17 protein-coding genes are annotated in these 16,975 nt (G+C 56.1%); 12 read left to right on the top strand and 5 right to left on the bottom strand.

Annotation, left to right across the window (positions count from 1 at the left end):
- Positions 1-119 precede the first annotated feature (119 nt).
- The gene (gene obgE / locus HMPREF9098_RS08410) at positions 120-1,259 is read right to left on the bottom strand and encodes a GTPase ObgE (RefSeq protein WP_003783879.1); all 1,140 of its coding nucleotides are present in this window, start codon (positions 1,257-1,259) and stop codon (positions 120-122) included.
- Between the two features lie 168 nt (positions 1,260-1,427).
- On the opposite strand from obgE, the gene HMPREF9098_RS08405 reads away from it, so the two are divergent.
- The 3 genes from HMPREF9098_RS08405 to HMPREF9098_RS08395 all read left to right on the top strand — a co-directional run bounded on the left by HMPREF9098_RS08405 (position 1,428) and on the right by HMPREF9098_RS08395 (position 3,999).
- Entirely contained in the window at positions 1,428-2,108 is a 681-nt protein-coding gene (locus HMPREF9098_RS08405; protein WP_003783877.1) for an IS1595 family transposase, read from the top strand.
- A 267-nt stretch (positions 2,109-2,375) separates the two neighbouring features.
- Entirely contained in the window at positions 2,376-3,695 is a 1,320-nt protein-coding gene (locus HMPREF9098_RS08400) for a hypothetical protein (RefSeq protein ID WP_003783873.1), read from the top strand.
- Positions 3,696-3,744: 49 nt separating this feature from the next.
- A complete protein-coding gene (locus HMPREF9098_RS08395; RefSeq protein ID WP_003783872.1) occupies positions 3,745-3,999 on the top strand; it encodes a hypothetical protein in 255 nt (84 codons plus the stop codon).
- A 25-nt stretch (positions 4,000-4,024) separates the two neighbouring features.
- Here the strand turns inward: HMPREF9098_RS08395 and HMPREF9098_RS08390 are convergent, their stop codons facing one another.
- Both HMPREF9098_RS08390 and HMPREF9098_RS08385 read right to left on the bottom strand, forming a co-directional pair.
- Positions 4,025-4,900: a SecDF P1 head subdomain-containing protein gene (locus HMPREF9098_RS08390; protein ID WP_040564389.1), complete on the bottom strand. Its 876-nt coding sequence runs from the start codon at positions 4,898-4,900 to the stop codon at positions 4,025-4,027.
- A gap of 106 nt (positions 4,901-5,006) precedes the next feature.
- Positions 5,007-5,822: a hypothetical protein gene (locus tag HMPREF9098_RS08385; RefSeq protein ID WP_147285379.1), complete on the bottom strand. Its 816-nt coding sequence runs from the start codon at positions 5,820-5,822 to the stop codon at positions 5,007-5,009.
- A 127-nt stretch (positions 5,823-5,949) separates the two neighbouring features.
- On the opposite strand from HMPREF9098_RS08385, the gene HMPREF9098_RS08380 reads away from it, so the two are divergent.
- On the top strand, positions 5,950-6,801 hold the full coding sequence (locus HMPREF9098_RS08380) for an alpha/beta hydrolase (RefSeq protein WP_003783869.1): 852 nt from the start codon (positions 5,950-5,952) through the stop codon (positions 6,799-6,801).
- A gap of 100 nt (positions 6,802-6,901) precedes the next feature.
- Here HMPREF9098_RS08380 and HMPREF9098_RS08375 read toward each other — a convergent pair whose 3' ends face one another.
- Complete coding sequence (locus HMPREF9098_RS08375; protein ID WP_003783868.1) at positions 6,902-7,705, bottom strand: hypothetical protein; 804 nt, start codon at positions 7,703-7,705, stop codon at positions 6,902-6,904.
- 228 nt (positions 7,706-7,933) lie between these two features.
- Between HMPREF9098_RS08375 and queF the strand changes: the two genes are divergently transcribed.
- From queF to HMPREF9098_RS08355, 4 genes are all read left to right on the top strand, one after another.
- The gene (queF, locus tag HMPREF9098_RS08370; protein ID WP_003783866.1) at positions 7,934-8,407 is read left to right on the top strand and encodes a preQ(1) synthase; all 474 of its coding nucleotides are present in this window, start codon (positions 7,934-7,936) and stop codon (positions 8,405-8,407) included.
- An 88-nt stretch (positions 8,408-8,495) separates the two neighbouring features.
- Entirely contained in the window at positions 8,496-9,113 is a 618-nt protein-coding gene (locus HMPREF9098_RS08365) for a hypothetical protein (protein ID WP_003783865.1), read from the top strand.
- Positions 9,114-9,151: 38 nt separating this feature from the next.
- Positions 9,152-9,580, top strand: coding sequence for a hypothetical protein (locus HMPREF9098_RS08360; protein ID WP_003783863.1), 429 nt, complete (start codon positions 9,152-9,154; stop codon positions 9,578-9,580).
- Positions 9,581-9,699: 119 nt separating this feature from the next.
- Positions 9,700-10,398 (top strand): 7-cyano-7-deazaguanine/7-aminomethyl-7-deazaguanine transporter, encoded by a 699-nt coding sequence (locus HMPREF9098_RS08355; RefSeq protein WP_003783862.1) that lies wholly within the window; start codon positions 9,700-9,702, stop codon positions 10,396-10,398.
- 172 nt (positions 10,399-10,570) lie between these two features.
- Here the strand turns inward: HMPREF9098_RS08355 and HMPREF9098_RS08350 are convergent, their stop codons facing one another.
- Positions 10,571-11,536, bottom strand: a complete 966-nt coding sequence (locus tag HMPREF9098_RS08350) for a hypothetical protein (protein ID WP_003783861.1) — start codon at positions 11,534-11,536, stop codon at positions 10,571-10,573.
- Positions 11,537-11,730: 194 nt separating this feature from the next.
- Here HMPREF9098_RS08350 and HMPREF9098_RS08345 point away from each other — a divergent pair, with 194 nt between their 5' ends.
- The 4 genes from HMPREF9098_RS08345 to murB all read left to right on the top strand — a co-directional run bounded on the left by HMPREF9098_RS08345 (position 11,731) and on the right by murB (position 16,921).
- A complete protein-coding gene (locus HMPREF9098_RS08345; protein ID WP_003783859.1) occupies positions 11,731-13,071 on the top strand; it encodes an anaerobic C4-dicarboxylate transporter in 1,341 nt (446 codons plus the stop codon).
- A 142-nt stretch (positions 13,072-13,213) separates the two neighbouring features.
- On the top strand, positions 13,214-14,407 hold the full coding sequence (locus tag HMPREF9098_RS08340) for an amino acid aminotransferase (RefSeq protein WP_040564388.1): 1,194 nt from the start codon (positions 13,214-13,216) through the stop codon (positions 14,405-14,407).
- Between the two features lie 78 nt (positions 14,408-14,485).
- Positions 14,486-15,871 (top strand): MATE family efflux transporter, encoded by a 1,386-nt coding sequence (locus tag HMPREF9098_RS08335; RefSeq protein ID WP_003783857.1) that lies wholly within the window; start codon positions 14,486-14,488, stop codon positions 15,869-15,871.
- A 15-nt stretch (positions 15,872-15,886) separates the two neighbouring features.
- Positions 15,887-16,921: a UDP-N-acetylmuramate dehydrogenase gene (gene murB, locus HMPREF9098_RS08330; RefSeq protein WP_003783856.1), complete on the top strand. Its 1,035-nt coding sequence runs from the start codon at positions 15,887-15,889 to the stop codon at positions 16,919-16,921.
- Positions 16,922-16,975 lie beyond the last annotated feature (54 nt).

Raw genomic sequence — 16,975 nt, 5'->3', positions numbered from 1 at the left:
GAAGGGAAATGGTTTGCAGGCTGCTTTTGAGGGCGACCCGCCGATTGATTACTGAAATCACACAATAAAAGCAGCCTGCACTCGGTATTTGCAAAAGTGCAGGCTGCTTTTCCATGCGGCTATTCGGCCTTAAACACCGACATATCGGTTTGAATGCCGTCCGTTTCGGCCGCAGGCTGCTGCGCTTGCTCTTGCGCCTGCAAATGCCGTTTTTCGTTCAGATACTGGTTGATTTGCTGCACCAATTCCTGCGTGCCGTCGTGCGTGAGCGCGCTGATTTTGAACAGGCGCGGCGTTTCCATGTCGAACTCGTAGCGGTCGTCCGGCAGCGGATAATCCCAGCCGATGGCGGCCAGAAAGTCGGCCGTACGCCGTTGTGCTTCCGCCTCGTCCAGCATATCCAGCTTGTTCAACACCAGCCAGCGCGGTTTGCCGTACAGTTCCTCGTCGTATTTGCGCAATTCGTTGATGATGGCCAACGCTTCGGCGGCCGTGTCGGTGGTTTCGTCAAACGGCGCCAAATCCACCACATGCAGCAACAGGCCGGTGCGCGACAGGTGTTTCAGGAAGCGGTGCCCCAAACCTGCGCCTTCCGCCGCGCCTTCAATCAGGCCGGGAATGTCGGCCATCACGAAGCTGTTGTTTTCGTCCATGCGCACCACGCCCAAATTCGGGTGCAGCGTGGTGAACGGATAATCGGCCACTTTCGGGCGCGCGGCGGACACGGCGCGAATCAGCGTGGATTTGCCCGCGTTCGGCATACCGAGCAGGCCCACGTCCGCCAGCACTTTGAGTTCCAGCAGCAGCGTGCGCGCCTCGCCTTCCTCGCCGTTGGTGAACTGTTTGGGCGCGCGGTTCACGGACGATTTGAAATGGATGTTGCCCAAGCCGCCTTTGCCGCCTTTCGCCACGCAGACGCGCTGGCCGTGATAGGTCAAATCGGCAACGATTTCGTCCGTGTCCGCGTCGCGGATGAGCGTGCCCACGGGCATGTGCAGTTCGATGTCGTCCGCACCTGCGCCGTAACGGTCGGAGCCGTGCCCTTTTTCGCCGTTTTTGGCTTGGTATTTTTTCACGAAACGGTATTCCACCAGCGTGTTCACGTTTTCGTCCGCCACGGCAAACACGCTGCCGCCGCGTCCGCCGTCGCCGCCGTCCGGCCCGCCGCGCGGTACGAATTTTTCGCGCCGGAAGCTGGCTGCGCCGTTGCCGCCACGTCCGCCGGACACTTCAATTTTGGCTTCGTCTATGAATTTCATGGGGTCTTTCTTGGATTTTATAGTGGATTAAAATAAAAATGAGACAAGGCAGCGAGCCGCAAGGCGTACAAGTAGTACGTCAAGGCGAACCAACGCCGTATCATTGCGATTTTAATTCACTAGGGGCTTAGGAAGCAAAATCACTCAATATAGTGATAAGCTTCTGAAATGAATTTAAAAAACAAGTACCAAAAGTTCAGTAAAATTACCGAGCCCAAATTTCGCCAGCTCCTGCGGCTGTTTGCTTTGGATTTGACTGCCTCCGATACCGCAAAACTGACGGGTGTCAGCATCAGAAGTGTCAATAACCTGTACCTGAAATTGCGCCGGCGTTTGGCTGACGAATGCGGGAGGCAGGCACCTTTATACGGCATTGTAGAATTGGACGAATCCTATTTTGGTGCCAAACGCATCAGAGGCAAACGCGGGCGCGGTGCGGGTGGGAAAACCATCGTTTTTGGCATTTTGAAACGCGGGGACAAGGTTTATACCGAGATTGTTCCCGATGCCTCCAAGGCAACGCTGCAAAAGGTCATTAGAGGTCGTGTCGGTATCGAGAGTGTCATCAATACCGACGGTTGGCGCGGTTATCAGGGATTGGTTGACATGGGTTTTGCCAAACATTTCAGGGTACATCATGGTGACAATGAGTTTGTCCGTGGTAGGCGGCATATTAACGGTATTGAATCTTTTTGGAGTTACGCCAAGCATCGCTTGGTGCAATTTAACGGGGTGCCGAAACATACGTTTTACCTGCATTTAAAAGAAACCGAGTTCCGCTTCAATCACAGGCATGATGATTTATATAAAATACTGCTGAGAATGTTGCGGGAAAATCCTTTAAAATAAATTTTGCTTCCTAAGCCCCTTCACTATATATGTGTGGATTTTTTTAGGATTGCAGGCTGCTTTCCCCTGCCAAATAGCCGCCTATTATAAAGGACTTGCCTGCATGCTGCCCGATTATTTGATTGGCGGCCATGTGCAGGCTGCTTTTTGCAGGCAAATGCAGTGCCATACGCCCGCATGCCCGATATTTTGGTAAAATGTTTTTAAATCAGAAAATTATTATCTCTTTTTGAGAATAATGCCCTGAAAAAATCCCATATCGCCCTATTGTCCGTCTTCGGCTTGGCGGCGGCCGTGTTCGGCGTGCTGCCCCAAGTCGCCCAACGGCAGGAAACCGCTGCCGCCGCCGAATCCCTGCGCCTGCTGCAAGGCACGCCGCCCAAAGGCGACAGCGCGGGGGCAGACGCGCTGTGGCTGATGGCATACGACATTCCCGATGCGGCCGAACGCCGCCGAATCATGGCCAAACTGGGCAACCACCTGCCCAAAGACGAAGCGCTGCCCGCCGAGCTGCGCAGCCGCCGCCTGCCCGAACTGAAAAACGGCGAATTGAACTGCACGGCGGCAGACGGACAACGCGGTGCAGGCTGCCTGAGCACCGTGTGCGCCCATCGCGAAGCATTTCAGGCGGGCGTGAAAAAACACGCCGTGCTGCTGGCCAATGTGGACAGGCTGGCGGATTATCCCGATTTGGATTTCGCCATAGACAAAGGATTATCCGCCATTCTGCCGCCCATGTTGTCCGTCATCGCCGCGCAAACCGCGCCTGCCGCTTTGGATTGGGTGAACGGCAAACGGGAAGCCGCCCTGAACCGCGTCTGCCGCAATATACGGACGGGGCGCAAGCTGCTGCGCGCGGGCAATACCATGCTGACACCGATGCTCGGTGCCGCCGCCATCCGCAAAAATACGCAACTGGCGGCGGAAATGCTGGCCGAAGAGCCGTCTTGGACGGGCAGGCTGCCTGAAAGCTGCGCCGATGCGTTTGCCCCGTTCCCCGCCGGCGAACCGAACGTCTGTGCCGCGCAGCAGGGCGAATACCGCAACATTGCCAATGAAATCAACGTATTGGTAAAAGCAGGCGCGCTGTTGGATACGGTTGATTTGGAAGGCGAAGAACCGCCCGTTGTCCGGCAAAGCAAGCTGTTCAGCGTAGTGGCTTATTCCGAGCCGCACACCAACGCCCTCGTCGCCCAATCCATGGCGCAGGCCTGCACGCCCGAAACCCTGCGCGCCATTTCTGCGGACACAAAACTGCCGCCGCAGCCGAAAGCAGGCGAACGCTGGAACCGCCCCGCCTGCTGGCACAACCTTGCAGGCTGCCAGCTTGCCGCCATTGCCGCGCCGGACAATAATGCCTATTCCGCCCGTTTGCAGGACATGCTGATGCAGCAGCGCGCGTTTCAGGCCGCCCTTGCCTTATACCGGCTGCCCGAAAAAGAACGGCGTGCGCGGCTGGCGGAAATCCTTGCGGCTCACGCCAGCCCCGCACGGAAACTGAAATACGATGAAACCGCACGCGAAATCACATTTGAGCCGTATGAAAAAACCAATACGCAGCCTGCGGGTGTGGTGGTGAAATTATGATGTGCAGGCTGCTTTTGAACCACTGATTTAGCCGTCCGATGGAGATTTAATGAAATTTTTCATAGCATTGTCCGCCAACATTCTCATTACGGCCATCATTGTCTTTTTGTGCTATGCCGCAGCCGCCGCGCCCACGCCTGTCTATCTTGACGCCGGTTTGGCGGTGTGTTTTCTGTCTGCTTGTTACCTATCCCGCAAAATTTTTGCAAAACCGCTGTGGCAAACGCTGGGCTTCGGCATTCTGTCCGCCCTTGCGTTTGCCTTTTGCGCGTTGTTTTTAACATTGAATTTTCTGGGTTCATGATGTGCAGGCTGCTTTTTCGGCGGATTCAATCCTGCCGTGCCAAAATGTTCCAATAGTCATTCATGTCTTTCCCTATCGCGCCGAACAAATAAAACGCCTGCCCGTCCTCTTTCACATTCACATTGCCCAATTCGGCGGGCTGGCCGTACAACAGCGCCATCTCGCCGCTTTCCGCATCAAGGCAGGCGGGCGATTGGTATTTCTGCCGCCCCCGCGCATTCAGTGGCAGGCGCAATACGGTTTTCCCTGCATTATCCGATGCGTCCCCACGCTCTATGTGTGAAAAATCCTGCGCGGTAAAAGTGCAGGCTGCCTGCCGCCACACGGTAAACTCCTGTGTGGCAGACGGTTTGCGGCGGTATGCCCGCATCAGCGAAAAACCTGCCCGCGGCCGCTCTGACCCCGCGCGAAATTCCCCGTGTTCGGCAATTTGCCTTGCCAGCATTGGGTTTTCGGCAAACGAACCCGTTCCCCCTGCCTGCACCCTGCCGCCCCAAATCGGTTTGTAAACATGCGGCGCGGAAATCACGGTATGGCTTTCGCCATCCACCAACACCAGCCTGCTGCCGCGATATTGCCGTGTGATTTGGTACAGCTTCTGCATGCCGCCGCGTGTCAGCGTGATGTCGATGGCAGGCATCCGCAATGCGTCCCAACCCGCTTCGGCACTTTGAATATCGCGGTGGTCGAGCAGCACGTGGTCGGACACCCACAAAGGCGGCTCGTCCGAAGTCGGCGCGGCGGGTTCGGACAGTACCTGTGCCTGATAATACCGCTGTTCGGCAGGCGGAATTTGGCTGCGCCTGAACACAATCGGCGCCATCATAAAATCATCACGCAACGGGGCGGTTTCGGCATGGGCTGCGGCGCATCCGGCCAGAAAAAGGAAGAAAGCGGACATTGGTTTTTTCATGTTGTTCATAGCAGATATAAAAATAAAGCATGGTGGTGGAAACAGGAGTGCAGGCTGCTTTCGGGTTTTGGAAAAAATAGCAAATTATTGATATTTAATGATTACTTATTTGCCGGGCATTTTTTTGCCAAAACCTGCGTTTCTCGGCCGTTGGAGGCGCGGGTTCGGGCGCATCTGCCAGCCGTCCCGTTATCCAGTATTCGCCATAGATAATGCTACCGATTTCCGGCGTGCGCTCGAAAGTTTCAATCGGATACACCGCGCTCCATATGCCGCCGTAGGTGTCGATTTCGCAGTAATAAAACGGGCTGCCGGTAAAGCTGTTGACCCGTTTTTCGGCGCGGCGGACGAAGCCGGCGAACAAGGCAATGGCGAGCGGGCGCGGGCGTTCGGCATTGTCTGTGAACATGCCGCTGGGGATGAAACATTGCTCCGCCCATTTCGGCTCTTCGTCCGGCTGGCTGGCTTCATAGGCAGCACTGTCGGCGAAGCATTCCACGCTTTGGGCAAAGGCGCACACCTTCACCGTTTGCACCGTGCCGATGGTGCTTTCGGGGAAGGCGGCAATATCGGGAATGTCCATAATGAAGGGGTAGTCGCCATCAGTGCATTCGCCGTCTTCGGCTTCCGTGCCGTTCTGCCACACTTGGGCGAACCCTGTGCCGTCGCCGTATTCGCCTGCCTGAACGGTGGTGATCCACACGCGCTGCGGGCAGCCTGCAAAATATGGTTCGACGGCGTAGGCACCGCCTTCTTCAGCCGTGCCTATCCACAACTCCGCGCCGCTCGGGTCGCGGTAGGCATAAAAACGGCCGATTTCTTGTGCTTGCGGCGCAACGCGCTTGGTGGTATCGACCAGGGATTGGCTGTCGGTAATGCCGGTAAAGCCGATGTTGTCGTAATGGCTCATCAGGTTTCCTTTGTTTTGAAATGGCGGATAAGGTGCAGGCTGCTTTTCCGTTGCCAAAAGCAGCCTGCACGGCCAACACAGGCCGTTTTCGTGCATAATACCCGCTCCCCGCCTTTTCGGAAACCGTATGAAACACACCGCCTCCCTTTTCTGCACCGCCGTGCTGCTGGCCGCCTGGTTCGGCCTGTCGTCCTGCGCACAAAACGCGTTTTATTATCCCGACCACACGGATTACGGCACGCCCGCGCAACAAGGCCTGCGGTATGAAGATGTCCGCTTCGCCAGCAAAGACGGCACGCCGCTGCACGGCTGGTTCGTGCCCGCGCAATGCCCTGCCGAAAGCAACCTGCACCCTGCCGCCTGCCTCGCCCGCGCCACAGTAATCCATTTTCACGGCAACGCGCAAAATCTATCCGCCCACTGGGCCGCCGTGCGCCACCTGCCCGCAGAAGGCTACAACGTATTCCTGTTCGACTACCGCGGCTACGGCCAATCCGACGGCACGCCCAGCCAGCAAGGGCTGTTTGACGACGGCAACGCCGCCTTGGATTATGTCCGCACACGCAGCGACGTGGACAAGGAAAAGCTGCTCGTGTTCGGGCAGAGCCTGGGCGGCACCAACGCCATTGCCGTGGTCGGCGCGGGCAACAAGGCAGGCGTGCGCGCCGTCGCCATCGAATCCACCTTTGCTTCCTATTCCAAAATCGGCAACGACAAAATCCCCTTCGCAGGCTCGCTGCTGCTGCGCAATACCTACGCTGCCGAGCGCTATGTCGCCCAAATCGCGCCCATCCCCATCCTGTTCCTGCACGGCACGGCCGACCAAGTCATTGCCCCGAAACATTCGCAAATCCTGTACGCGCTGGCCGGCGAACCCAAACGGCTGGTGTTGCTGGAAGGCGGCACGCACTTGGGCTTGGACGGCAACGCCGAATATGTGCGGACGCTGGCCGATTTCTTCCGCCAGCATTCGCAATAGCGCCGATGCCGTTGAGGCGTGATATGGGCATCAACGGTAAAAAAGCAGCCTGCACTTCGGAAATTGAAAAGTGCAGGCTGCTTTTTAATCATTGGCAAAGTTAGCGTGAAGGCGGTTTGGCATATCCGTTGTCCGCCGGGAAGGCTTCGGGGCTGTCACCCGGACGGCGCGCAGGGTCGTACAGCTCGAACACCGCCGTGCCAATCACGCCCGTGTTGCGTACCGAGCCGTTGTCGGAATGGGCGGCGTAAGAATCGCCGGGGCTGCTGAAAATAAACGAAGCCACCGCATTGTCGCTCTTGCGGAAACCTTCGATTTCCAGCGTGCTGTGCGGCCGCAGTACATAGCCGCTGTTGTATCGGCTGCCCGGTTTGCCCGACAACACGTCCAAGCCGTCCACGCTGGCGACGATTTCAAACGTTTGGCTGCTGTTGTTGCGGTATATCAGGCGGTAGGCCTGTCCGTTGATGCCGCGCAGGTAATAGCGGCCGTTGTCGCGGAAAATCGGCAGCTCGCGGTGGCCGTCGCCCCGCACCGACAGTTCCACCCTGCCTGCCGCCAGCGAAATCGAGTTGACACTGCGGCCGCGGTAGTCTTTTGACGAATAATGCAACACGTTCTGCGCCAGCGGCTCTTGGCTGACACGGCGCAAATCCACGCGGCGCACGTTGGATTGGACTTCGTCGCCCCAGCGCGTGCCCAGCCTTTCTTCCGACCGCACGCTTTGCAGCCGCATAACGGACATATCTTTGGCGACGACAGCAGAATCGGCAGACATCGAAGCCCTCTCAGCCGATTCCGTCATCGGACGGGGATGGTGGGGAAGCGGTTGCGAACACGCCGCCAAAATTGCCACCAGCAGCGCGGACAGCAGCCACGGGGATTTTGAGTGAATGCGGGACATAATGGCTCCTTAATCGGTTTGTATAGAACAAAAAAGCGGCTTATCCGCATTATGCCCCGATATTCGGCCACCGTCATCCGCAGGCGGGGTGCAGGCTGCTTTTTGCCCGCAGGCAGCCTGCACTTGCTTGCCGTCCGCACGAGTATTTGCTATAAGGTTGGCCATGTTTCAGGCCGCATATCAAAAGCAGCCTGCACCCCCGTTTCACCCGTCAGCAAGGAATCCAACATGTCCCGCAACACCGAAGAACTCCACGGCATCACCCTTTTGGGCAACCAGAAAACCGAATACCGCAGCGACTACGCGCCCGAAGTGCTGGAAGCGTTCGACAACAAACACCAAGGCAACGATTATTTCGTCAAATTCGTCTGCCCCGAATTCACCAGCCTCTGCCCGATGACGGGCCAGCCCGATTTCGCCACCATCGTCATCCGCTATATTCCCGACGTGAAAATGGTGGAAAGCAAATCGCTGAAACTATACCTGTTCAGCTTCCGCAACCACGGCGATTTCCACGAAGACTGCGTGAACATCATCATGAAGGATTTGATTGCACTGATGAATCCGAAATACATCGAAGTGTTCGGCGAATTCACCCCGCGCGGCGGCATCGCCATCCACCCGTTCGCCAACTATGGCCGCGCCGGCACGCCGTTTGAGCAAATGGCGCGCGAGCGGCTGTTTCGGCACGATATGCAATAAAACAAAGTGCAGGCTGCTTTTTGCGGTTAAAAAAGCAGCCTGCACCCACACCCGAACCAGGCCCAACCCCCTTCCCGTCCGACACACCATGCACCGCTCCGATTACACGGCCGCCCGCCGTTTGCAGCAGCAGATTCCCCTGCCCATCGCCGACGTGCTCGCGCTGCTGAAACAGCACGGCAACCCGCAGGCCGCCATTGCCGCCTATCGCGCCGACCAAATCGCCCATATCCGCCAAACCGCCGTGTGTAGCGAAACCGAAGCCGCGCACCAATACGACGTGTACCAAGGCAATACCGAGCGCGCCATCGCCGCCATCTGCCGCACGCCGGTTTATTTGGGCAGACACACCATAAACGGCGAAAAATGGGGTTATGCCATCACGCCGTTGAACAGCGGCGGCAAACAGGCGGACGGGCGCAATGCCTTTATCCAACACCGCAATTTCGAGCGGCTCAAACCCGTGCTGCAACGGTATCCGTGCCGACACGATGGTTCCGATGAAGACGGATGCCGCATCGACCCGACATCGTCCAATTATTTTACCGTAGAGCAATGCCGTGCCATCGCCGCCGAAATCCGCACGCTTGCCCAAACCGAAGTCCAAGCCGAAGCGGCACAAATGCTTCACGCCGCCGCCGATTATTTGATATACGCCTGCGCGCTGCCCGATTGCCGTTATATCGATTTTTACGGAACACTTTGATTTGATTCGGTGCAGACTGCCTGCACAAGGACGGAAAAATGAAACCGCACCCACTCTCCCTAATCCCGCTATTCATAGCAGCCTGCACCGCGACCGCTGCTGGGCAAACGCCTGAAACGCCGTATGCCCACACGCTGACGATTACCGCCGCCGACACCGCACAACCTGCCGCAATATATTTGGTCGGCCTGAACCGCGACGGATTCCTACAAATACACGAAACGCCCGAACCGTTTTCAGCCGCCAAACCCTACTGCGTGCAATTTCAGTTGGCAAAACCGCCGGCAGAAGTGGAATTGCAGATTCAATACGGCGGCCAAGACCGCTTTATCCACGCACGTTGCCGCCCGGAACCGCGCAATGGAGGCACGTTGCAAATTGTGTTCGACGGCACTGCCACTGGGCGGGATAAGCCTGCAACATCGGTTTTATCGATACGCACCCAAAGCAGCCTGCACATAAAATAAATCGTCAAAAACGCCCCCTTACGCGTAAAAATCCTTTATAATCCGCTCCTTTTTTTCAAACGCGCGGTTCGCAATCCTCCCGCGCTGACATTGTTCAAAACCAAAACTAAGGAATCTTCATGAAAAACTTCACCTTCTCCACCGCCCAGCAGCGCAAAGCGTTGTTCTGGCTGGTGTTGTTCCACATTGCCGTGATTGCGTCCAGCAATTATCTGGTACAGTTTCCGTTTACCGTCGTGCTGCCGAACGGCTTCGAAGTGCATTCCACTTGGGGCGCGCTCACGTTTCCGTTCATCTTTTTGGCCACAGATTTGACCGTGCGCATTTTCGGCCAGCGGCTGGCACGGCGGATTATTTTCTTTGTGATGCTGCCTGCGCTGGCGCTGTCGTATGCGCTGTCGGTGCTGTTTCAAAACGGCGCGTGGACGGGCTGGTCGGCGCTGGCCGTGTTTGCGCTGCCCGTGTTCCGCATTGCCGTGGCGAGCTTTTCGGCGTATGCCTTCGGCCAGCTGCTGGACATTTTCGTGTTCAACAAACTGCGCCAACTGAAATCGTGGTGGATTGCGCCTACGGCTTCGACTTTCGTGGGCAACGCGCTGGATACGCTGCTGTTTTTCAGCATTGCGTTTGCCGGCAGCGATGATACGTTTATGGCGGCCAACTGGGGCCACATCGCGTTTGTGGATTATCTGTTCAAGCTGGCGGTGTGCTGCGGCCTGTTTGTGCCGGCGTATGGCGTGGCGCTGAATTTCCTCACCAAGAAACTGGTTTCGCTGCAGGCGGCGGGCATGTTGCCGCAGGGTGGCGAATCGGCATAATAGTGAATTAAAATCGCAATGATACGGCGTTGGCTCGCCGCCTCGTCTCATTTTTATTTTAATCCGCTATAAAACCGCACTGAAAAAGCAGCCTGCACTTTGTTTTGCGAGTGCAGGCTGCTTTTCTATTGGGGCGGCGGTTTAACGAAAGCCGACGGCTTCCTGTCCGCTTTCACTCCTCGCTGGCGTTGTCATGTTTTTTCTCCTGCTCCACCAAATAACTACCAATAAACATCTGAACCATAAACAAAATTGCTGCCCAATAAGCCGAAATCCTTGCCGGAAACGCGATATATTTTCCCGAAGTTGCCAAATTGCTGCACAACAGTGCCGCCCGATTATGGATTTCGGCACAATTATCCCGATGAATCGGCGTTAGGAAAAACATATAGTAAAGAGCCCCTATAAACAACACACTAATGAATATCCGCCATAAATTCAGTTTTTTCCAATGAAATTGGCGGTTCGGATCTTTCATTGCCGCTTGATAAAAAGGCTGCATAATCAGCGGGCGCGCAAAGATGATAACGTACACAGTCAGGCATACAAAATCATAATGGTAATTCAGTAAAAGGTTCCCAAATCCCTTGGCTTTTTTTAACTCATCTCGGACAATTTCATCTGTCACAACAGTATGGATATTTTGAGCGGCCCACGCATCTTGCAGCGCCCGTTTGACAATCGCGAATTCGCTACTTACATGACCGGGATAGATGTATGCCACCGTTTCATAAAATACTTTTGAGAATATTTCATATACACCAAAAGCTGTATCCGAGTCTCGGATAATTACCACCATAAATATAAGAATTAATAAATTCCATACCACACCAAAAAGCCAAAATCTAACATTCACAAACGGATGGGCTTCTTCCTCCAAACTGAATAAGCCCCAAAAAAATTTGGGCTTTTCCCGCTTAATCCGCCAAGCCAATTCCCGCCGATACCAAAGAAAAACAAAGGAAAGCAACAGCAAAGGGAAAAATGCGTGCCAAAAGGCATAAAGCAGGGCGGACAAGGCGAATAGGCAGAAATCTAAATATTTGTCATCTTTTATTGAATTCATTGGCTTAGCGCTGCGTCGGATGGTTAAGGACAGTATGCGGTATTTTATCCCATCCTGATAAAGTTTACCCATTGATTGGATATTTCATAATGCTGCGGACGCGGGTATGCGTTTGTGATGCCCATAAGGCATTCTCCAAAAGCAGCCTGCACTCGGAAATCAGAAGTGCAGGCTGCTTTTGGATTGGCAAAAATCTTTTAAAAATGCGCCAGATAGTGTTATGATTCGCCCCCACACATAACAAACGCTTCACAGGAGTATTTTCAATGACAGTCATATTGTTTTTTCAATTGGTCGTGCTATTGGGCGCGATTTTTTTCGGCGCGCGGCTGGGCGGGCTTTCCATCGGCTATATGGGCGGCTTGGGCGTGGTGCTGCTGGCGCTGCTGCTGGGCGTGCCGCCGGGCAAAATCCCATATGACGTGATTTTAATCATCATGTCGGTCATTGCCGCCATTTCCGCCATGCAGCTGGCGGGCGGCTTGGATTACCTGGTGGGCGTGGCGGAACGCCTGTTGCGCAAAAATCCCAAAAATATCAATTTTCTCGCTCCTACGGTTACCTATCTGCTCACACTGCTGGCCGGCACAGGGCACACCGCGTTTTCGGTGATGCCGGTGATTGTGGAAGTGGCCAAAGGCGAAAACATCAAGCCTTCCGCGCCGCTGAGCCTGTCGGTGGTGTCGTCGCAGATTGCGATTACCGCATCGCCCGTGAGTGCGGCGGTGGTGTTTATGAGCGGCCTGCTCGAACCCTTGGGCATCAGCTATCCGAAGCTGCTCTTGATTTGGATTGCGACGACATTTGCAGCCTGCATGCTGGTGTCTTTGCTGGTGAACTTGTTTTGGCGGCTGGATTTGTCGGGCGATAAAATTTATCAAGAACGGCTGGCGGCCGGTTTGGTTGCGCCGCCGCGTTCGGCTGAAGCGATGGCCGCATTGCCCGACACGGCGAAACGTTCCGTACTGATTTTCTGCGCCGGCGTGCTGGCGGTGGTGCTGTATGCCTGCGCCATTTCGCCCGCCATCGGCCTGATTAAAGAACCCGTGCTGCCGCGCGACGGTGCGATTATGGGCTTTATGCTCGGCATTGCCGCCATTATCGTGGTGTCGTGCCGTTTGGACAGCGGCCGCCTGCTGGAAATGTCCACGTTCAAATCGGGCATGGCGGCGGCGGTGTGCGTGCTGGGCGTGGCATGGCTGGGCGATACGTTCGTATCGGCGCACATCGACACGATTAAAAACGGCGCGTCCACACTGGTGTCGGATTATCCGTGGCTGCTGGCCGTTGCCCTGTTCTTCGCCAGCATGCTGCTCTACTCGCAAGCGGCCACGGCGAAAGCGCTGATGCCCGCCGTGATGGTGGCGCTGGGCATTACGCCGGAAAACCCACAAAATGCGTATATTTTGGTGGCCAGCTTCGCCGCCGTGTCCGCCCTGTTCGTATTGCCCACCTATCCCACCCTGCTGGGCGCGGTGCAGATGGACGACACGGGCAGCACGCGCATCGGCCGCTATGTGTTCAACCATCCGTTCTTCCTGCCGGGGCTGCTGGCGATTGCGCTTTCGGTATTGCTGGGCTTTGTGTTCGCGCCGCTGGTGCTGTAATTTTGCCATGAAAAAGCAGCCTGCACCCTACCTTTGGGGCGTGCAGGCTGCTTTTTTGGAAAAACCCTTGCCATTGCACGGCGATAGCAGTATAAATGCAAAGATTTTCCACTCATCCAACCCTCGTTCAAGGAGCTGTTCCATGTTGTTCGACCACATCCAAGCCGCGCCCGCCGACCCGATTTTGGGCCTGGGCGAAGCCTTCAAAGCCGAAACTCGCGCCGAAAAAGTCAATCTGGGCATCGGCGTGTATAAAGACGCGCAAGGACAAACACCGATTCTGAAATCCGTTAAAGAAGCCGAAACGCGCCTGCTGGCACAGGAAAACACCAAAAACTACCTGACCATCGACGGCGTGGCCGCCTATAACGCCGCCACGCAAGAACTGCTGTTTGGTGCGGGACACGAAATCATTGCGCAAAAACGCGCCAAAACCGCGCAAAGTTTGGGCGGTACCGGCGCGTTGCGCGTGGCGGCCGAATTCATCAAACGCCAAACCAATGCGAAAAACGTGTGGATTTCCGCACCCACCTGGCCGAACCACAACGCTATTTTCAACGCGGTGGGCATGAACATCCGCGATTACCGCTATTACGACAAACAGGCGCACGGCTTGGATTGGGCGGGACTGCTGGAAGATTTGTCGCAGGCGCAGGCAGGCGACGTGGTGCTGCTGCACGGCTGCTGCCACAATCCGACTGGTATCGACCCCACACCCGAACAATGGGACGCGCTGGCCAAAATGTCGGCCGAAAAAGGCTGGCTGCCGCTGTTTGACTTTGCCTACCAAGGCTTTGCCAACGGCCTGGAAGAAGATGCATACGGCCTGCGCGCGTTTGCGAAACACAATCCCGAATTGCTGGTGGCCAGCTCGTATTCCAAAAACTTCGGCATGTATAACGAACGCGTGGGCGCATTCACCATCGTGGCGGCCGACGAAGCGACAGCCAACCGCGCATTCAGCCAAGTCAAAACCATCATCCGTACGCTGTATTCCAACCCCGCTTCGCACGGCGGCGCCACCATCGCCACCGTTTTGCAGGACGCGCAACTGAAAGCGCAATGGATTGCGGAATTGGACGAAATGCGCGCACGCATCAAAACCATGCGCCAGAAATTTGTCGATACGCTCAAAGAATGCGGCGCAACGCAGGATTTTGATTTTATTGTGCAACAAAACGGCATGTTCTCGTTCTCCGGCTTAACCGCGGAACAAGTGGACCGCCTGAAAGACGAATTTGCCATTTATGCCGTGCGCAGCGGCCGCATCAACGTGGCCGGCATCACCGACAGCAATATCCGCTATTTGTGCGAAAGCATTGTGAAAGTATTGTAATCCAACCCTTGCCGTGAACGTGCAGGCTGCTTTTGACCGCATTCCAAAAGCAGCCTGCACCTATTTGCGAACCTATTTATGCTTTTTGATTTAAACCAATATTCCCGCCGCAACTTTATCGGCGAAATCAAACCCCTCGTCAGCCTCGCGCTGCCCATGATGATGGCGCAGATTGCCGCCGTTGCCGTGGGCGTGGTGGACACGGCCATGTCCGGCGCGGCCGGTAAAGACGACCTGACCGCCGTTGCATTGGGCAGCTCGGTGTTCGTTACCGTGTTCATCACCTTCATGGGGATTATGACCGCGCTCAACCCCACCATCGCCCAGCTATACGGCGCGGGCGAAAAAGAAAAAGTGGGCGAAAGCGGCCGGCAGGGTTTGTGGTTCGGCCTGTTTTTGGGCTTGGTCGGCATGGTGCTGATGTTTGCCATGATTGAGCCGCTGAAAAATTATTTAACGATGTCCGAGCACATTGAAACCATGTTCGGGCAATACCTGTTCTGCATGGCGCTGTCCATGCCCGCCGCCATGCTGTACCGCGCCCTGCATGCCTATGCTTCCAGCCTGCACCGCCCCAAAGCGATTATGTGGATTAGCTGGGCAGCATTGCTTCTGAACATCCCGTTGAATTATATGTTTATTTACGGCAAATTCGGCGCACCTGAAATGGGCGGTGCCGGTGCCGGTGTCGCTTCCGCCGTGGTGTTCTGGTTCAACACCGCCGCGCTGTGGCTGTACATTGCCAAAACGCCGTATTTCGCGCCGTTCGGGCTGATGCAGCGCATCACGCGCCCGCGCCTTGCCGTGCAAAAGCAGCTCTGGCGGCTGGGCTGGCCGATTGGATTGTCGTATTTTCTGGAAGCCAGCCTGTTCACTGTGATTGTGTGGCAGATTGCCGATTTGGGCGAAGATTATGTGGCCGCACAGCAAATCGTGATGAGCATGACCAGTATTGTTTATATGATTCCGCAGGCGGTCGGCACGGCGGCCACCGTCCGTGTGGGCTATTCTTTGGGCAAGCGGCAGTTTGCTCGGGCGCGGTATATTGCCGGCGTGTCGCTGCTGCTGGGCGTGCTCTTGGCAGCCTGCACTTTCTGCCTGCTGCTGTTCGGCCGCGGATTTTTTGTCACGCTGTATAACAAAGACCCGAATGTGGTGGCCATTGCGGTACAAGTAACGGTTTTTGCCGCCATTTTCCAATTATTCGACTTCACGCAGTGCATCGCTTCCTATGCCTTGCGCGGCTACAAAATCACGCGCGTCCCCATGATTATCCACGCCATCGCCTTCTGGCTCTTGGGGCTTCTGCCGGGCTATGCGCTGGCCTATCCCGCCGGCATGGGCATTTACGGCTTTTGGACCGCCCTGATTTTATCCCTGTTTTCCGCTGCCGCCGCGCTGGTATGGTATCTGGAAAAGCGCAGCAAAATCGCATTGCGCGAGCGCAGCCTGCCCCCTCATTAACCGAAATTTGACCCCATGTTTACACGACAACACGATTACCCGCTTGCCCCGCACACCACCTTTGGCCTGCCCGCCCGTGCGGCGCACTATATCGAATTGACCGACAGCGGCGATTTGCCCGAAATCTGCAGGCTGCCCGAATTTGACGCCGCCACCGTGTGCTGGTTGGGCGGCGGCAGCAATGTCCTGTTTATGCAGGATTTCCCATCGCTGGTGGTGCGCATGGCCACGCGCGGCATCCGCGAATTGGAACGCACGCCCGACAGCGTCCTGCTGGAAGCGCAGGCCGGCGAAAACTGGCACGAATTCGTACAAAGCAGCCTGCACATGGGGCTGGGCGGGCTGGAAAACTTAAGCCTGATTCCCGGCACAGTCGGCGCATCGCCCGTGCAGAACATCGGCGCATACGGCGTGGAAGTGAAAGACCGCATCCACAGCGTGCGCTGCTTCGATGTACAGGCGCAGGAATGGCGCGAGCTGTCAAACGCCGAATGCCGCTTTGCCTACCGCGACAGCATTTTCAAACACGAAGGACGGCAGCGTTATGTGATTACTTCAGTCGTCTTCCGACTGGATACGCAGTTTGTGCCGAACGTGAAATACGGCGATTTGGCGCAGGTTTTGGCAGAGCAATGCAGCGGCCGCACCCCCACCGCGCAAGACGTTGCCCAAGCCGTGTGCGCCATCCGCCGCAGCAAACTGCCCGACCCGACCGTGCTGGGCAATGTCGGCAGTTTCTACAAAAATCCGCTGGTGGATGCTGCCCACGCGCAAACGCTGTTGGCGCAATATCCGCAAATGCCGCATTATCCGCAGCCGGACGGGCGCATGAAGCTGGCCGCAGGCTGGTTAATCGACCAATGCGGCCTGAAAGGCAAAACCATCGGCGGTGCGGCCGTGCACGACAAACAGGCTTTGGTACTGGTGAACAAAAACCACGCCACCGCCGCCGACGTGCGCGCCTTGTCGGACGAAATCTGCCGCATTGTCGCGCAACGCTTCGCGGTGGATTTGCAGCCGGAACCCGTGTGGCTGCCTTTGGCCGCGTGAGTGTCGTTTTGGTATGTGCAGGCTGCTTTTTGCCAGCGGCAGGCGTACAATGCC

Origin of the sequence: Kingella denitrificans ATCC 33394, from assembly GCF_000190695.1 — a bacterium.
Taxonomy (GTDB): Bacteria; Pseudomonadota; Gammaproteobacteria; order Burkholderiales; family Neisseriaceae; genus Kingella_A; species Kingella_A denitrificans.
This window is presented reverse-complemented; position numbering and strand designations above follow the sequence as displayed.

What these genes read in the sequence shown, in the direction of transcription:
- HMPREF9098_RS08335 (WP_003783857.1), top strand. Translation starts at nt 14,486, where the DNA reads ATGCTTTTTGATTTAAACCAATATTCCCGCCGCAACTTTATCGGCGAA.
- murB (WP_003783856.1), top strand. Translation starts at nt 15,887, where the DNA reads ATGTTTACACGACAACACGATTACCCGCTTGCCCCGCACACCACCTTT.
- HMPREF9098_RS08385 (WP_147285379.1), bottom strand. Translation starts at nt 5,822, where the DNA reads ATGAGCCATTACGACAACATCGGCTTTACCGGCATTACCGACAGCCAA.
- HMPREF9098_RS08390 (WP_040564389.1), bottom strand. Translation starts at nt 4,900, where the DNA reads ATGTCCGCTTTCTTCCTTTTTCTGGCCGGATGCGCCGCAGCCCATGCC.
- HMPREF9098_RS08360 (WP_003783863.1), top strand. Translation starts at nt 9,152, where the DNA reads ATGAAACCGCACCCACTCTCCCTAATCCCGCTATTCATAGCAGCCTGC.
- HMPREF9098_RS08405 (WP_003783877.1), top strand. Translation starts at nt 1,428, where the DNA reads ATGAATTTAAAAAACAAGTACCAAAAGTTCAGTAAAATTACCGAGCCC.
- HMPREF9098_RS08355 (WP_003783862.1), top strand. Translation starts at nt 9,700, where the DNA reads ATGAAAAACTTCACCTTCTCCACCGCCCAGCAGCGCAAAGCGTTGTTC.
- HMPREF9098_RS08380 (WP_003783869.1), top strand. Translation starts at nt 5,950, where the DNA reads ATGAAACACACCGCCTCCCTTTTCTGCACCGCCGTGCTGCTGGCCGCC.
- HMPREF9098_RS08375 (WP_003783868.1), bottom strand. Translation starts at nt 7,705, where the DNA reads ATGTCCCGCATTCACTCAAAATCCCCGTGGCTGCTGTCCGCGCTGCTG.
- HMPREF9098_RS08350 (WP_003783861.1), bottom strand. Translation starts at nt 11,536, where the DNA reads ATGGGTAAACTTTATCAGGATGGGATAAAATACCGCATACTGTCCTTA.
- queF (WP_003783866.1), top strand. Translation starts at nt 7,934, where the DNA reads ATGTCCCGCAACACCGAAGAACTCCACGGCATCACCCTTTTGGGCAAC.
- HMPREF9098_RS08365 (WP_003783865.1), top strand. Translation starts at nt 8,496, where the DNA reads ATGCACCGCTCCGATTACACGGCCGCCCGCCGTTTGCAGCAGCAGATT.
- HMPREF9098_RS08395 (WP_003783872.1), top strand. Translation starts at nt 3,745, where the DNA reads ATGAAATTTTTCATAGCATTGTCCGCCAACATTCTCATTACGGCCATC.
- HMPREF9098_RS08340 (WP_040564388.1), top strand. Translation starts at nt 13,214, where the DNA reads ATGTTGTTCGACCACATCCAAGCCGCGCCCGCCGACCCGATTTTGGGC.
- obgE (WP_003783879.1), bottom strand. Translation starts at nt 1,259, where the DNA reads ATGAAATTCATAGACGAAGCCAAAATTGAAGTGTCCGGCGGACGTGGC.
- HMPREF9098_RS08345 (WP_003783859.1), top strand. Translation starts at nt 11,731, where the DNA reads ATGACAGTCATATTGTTTTTTCAATTGGTCGTGCTATTGGGCGCGATT.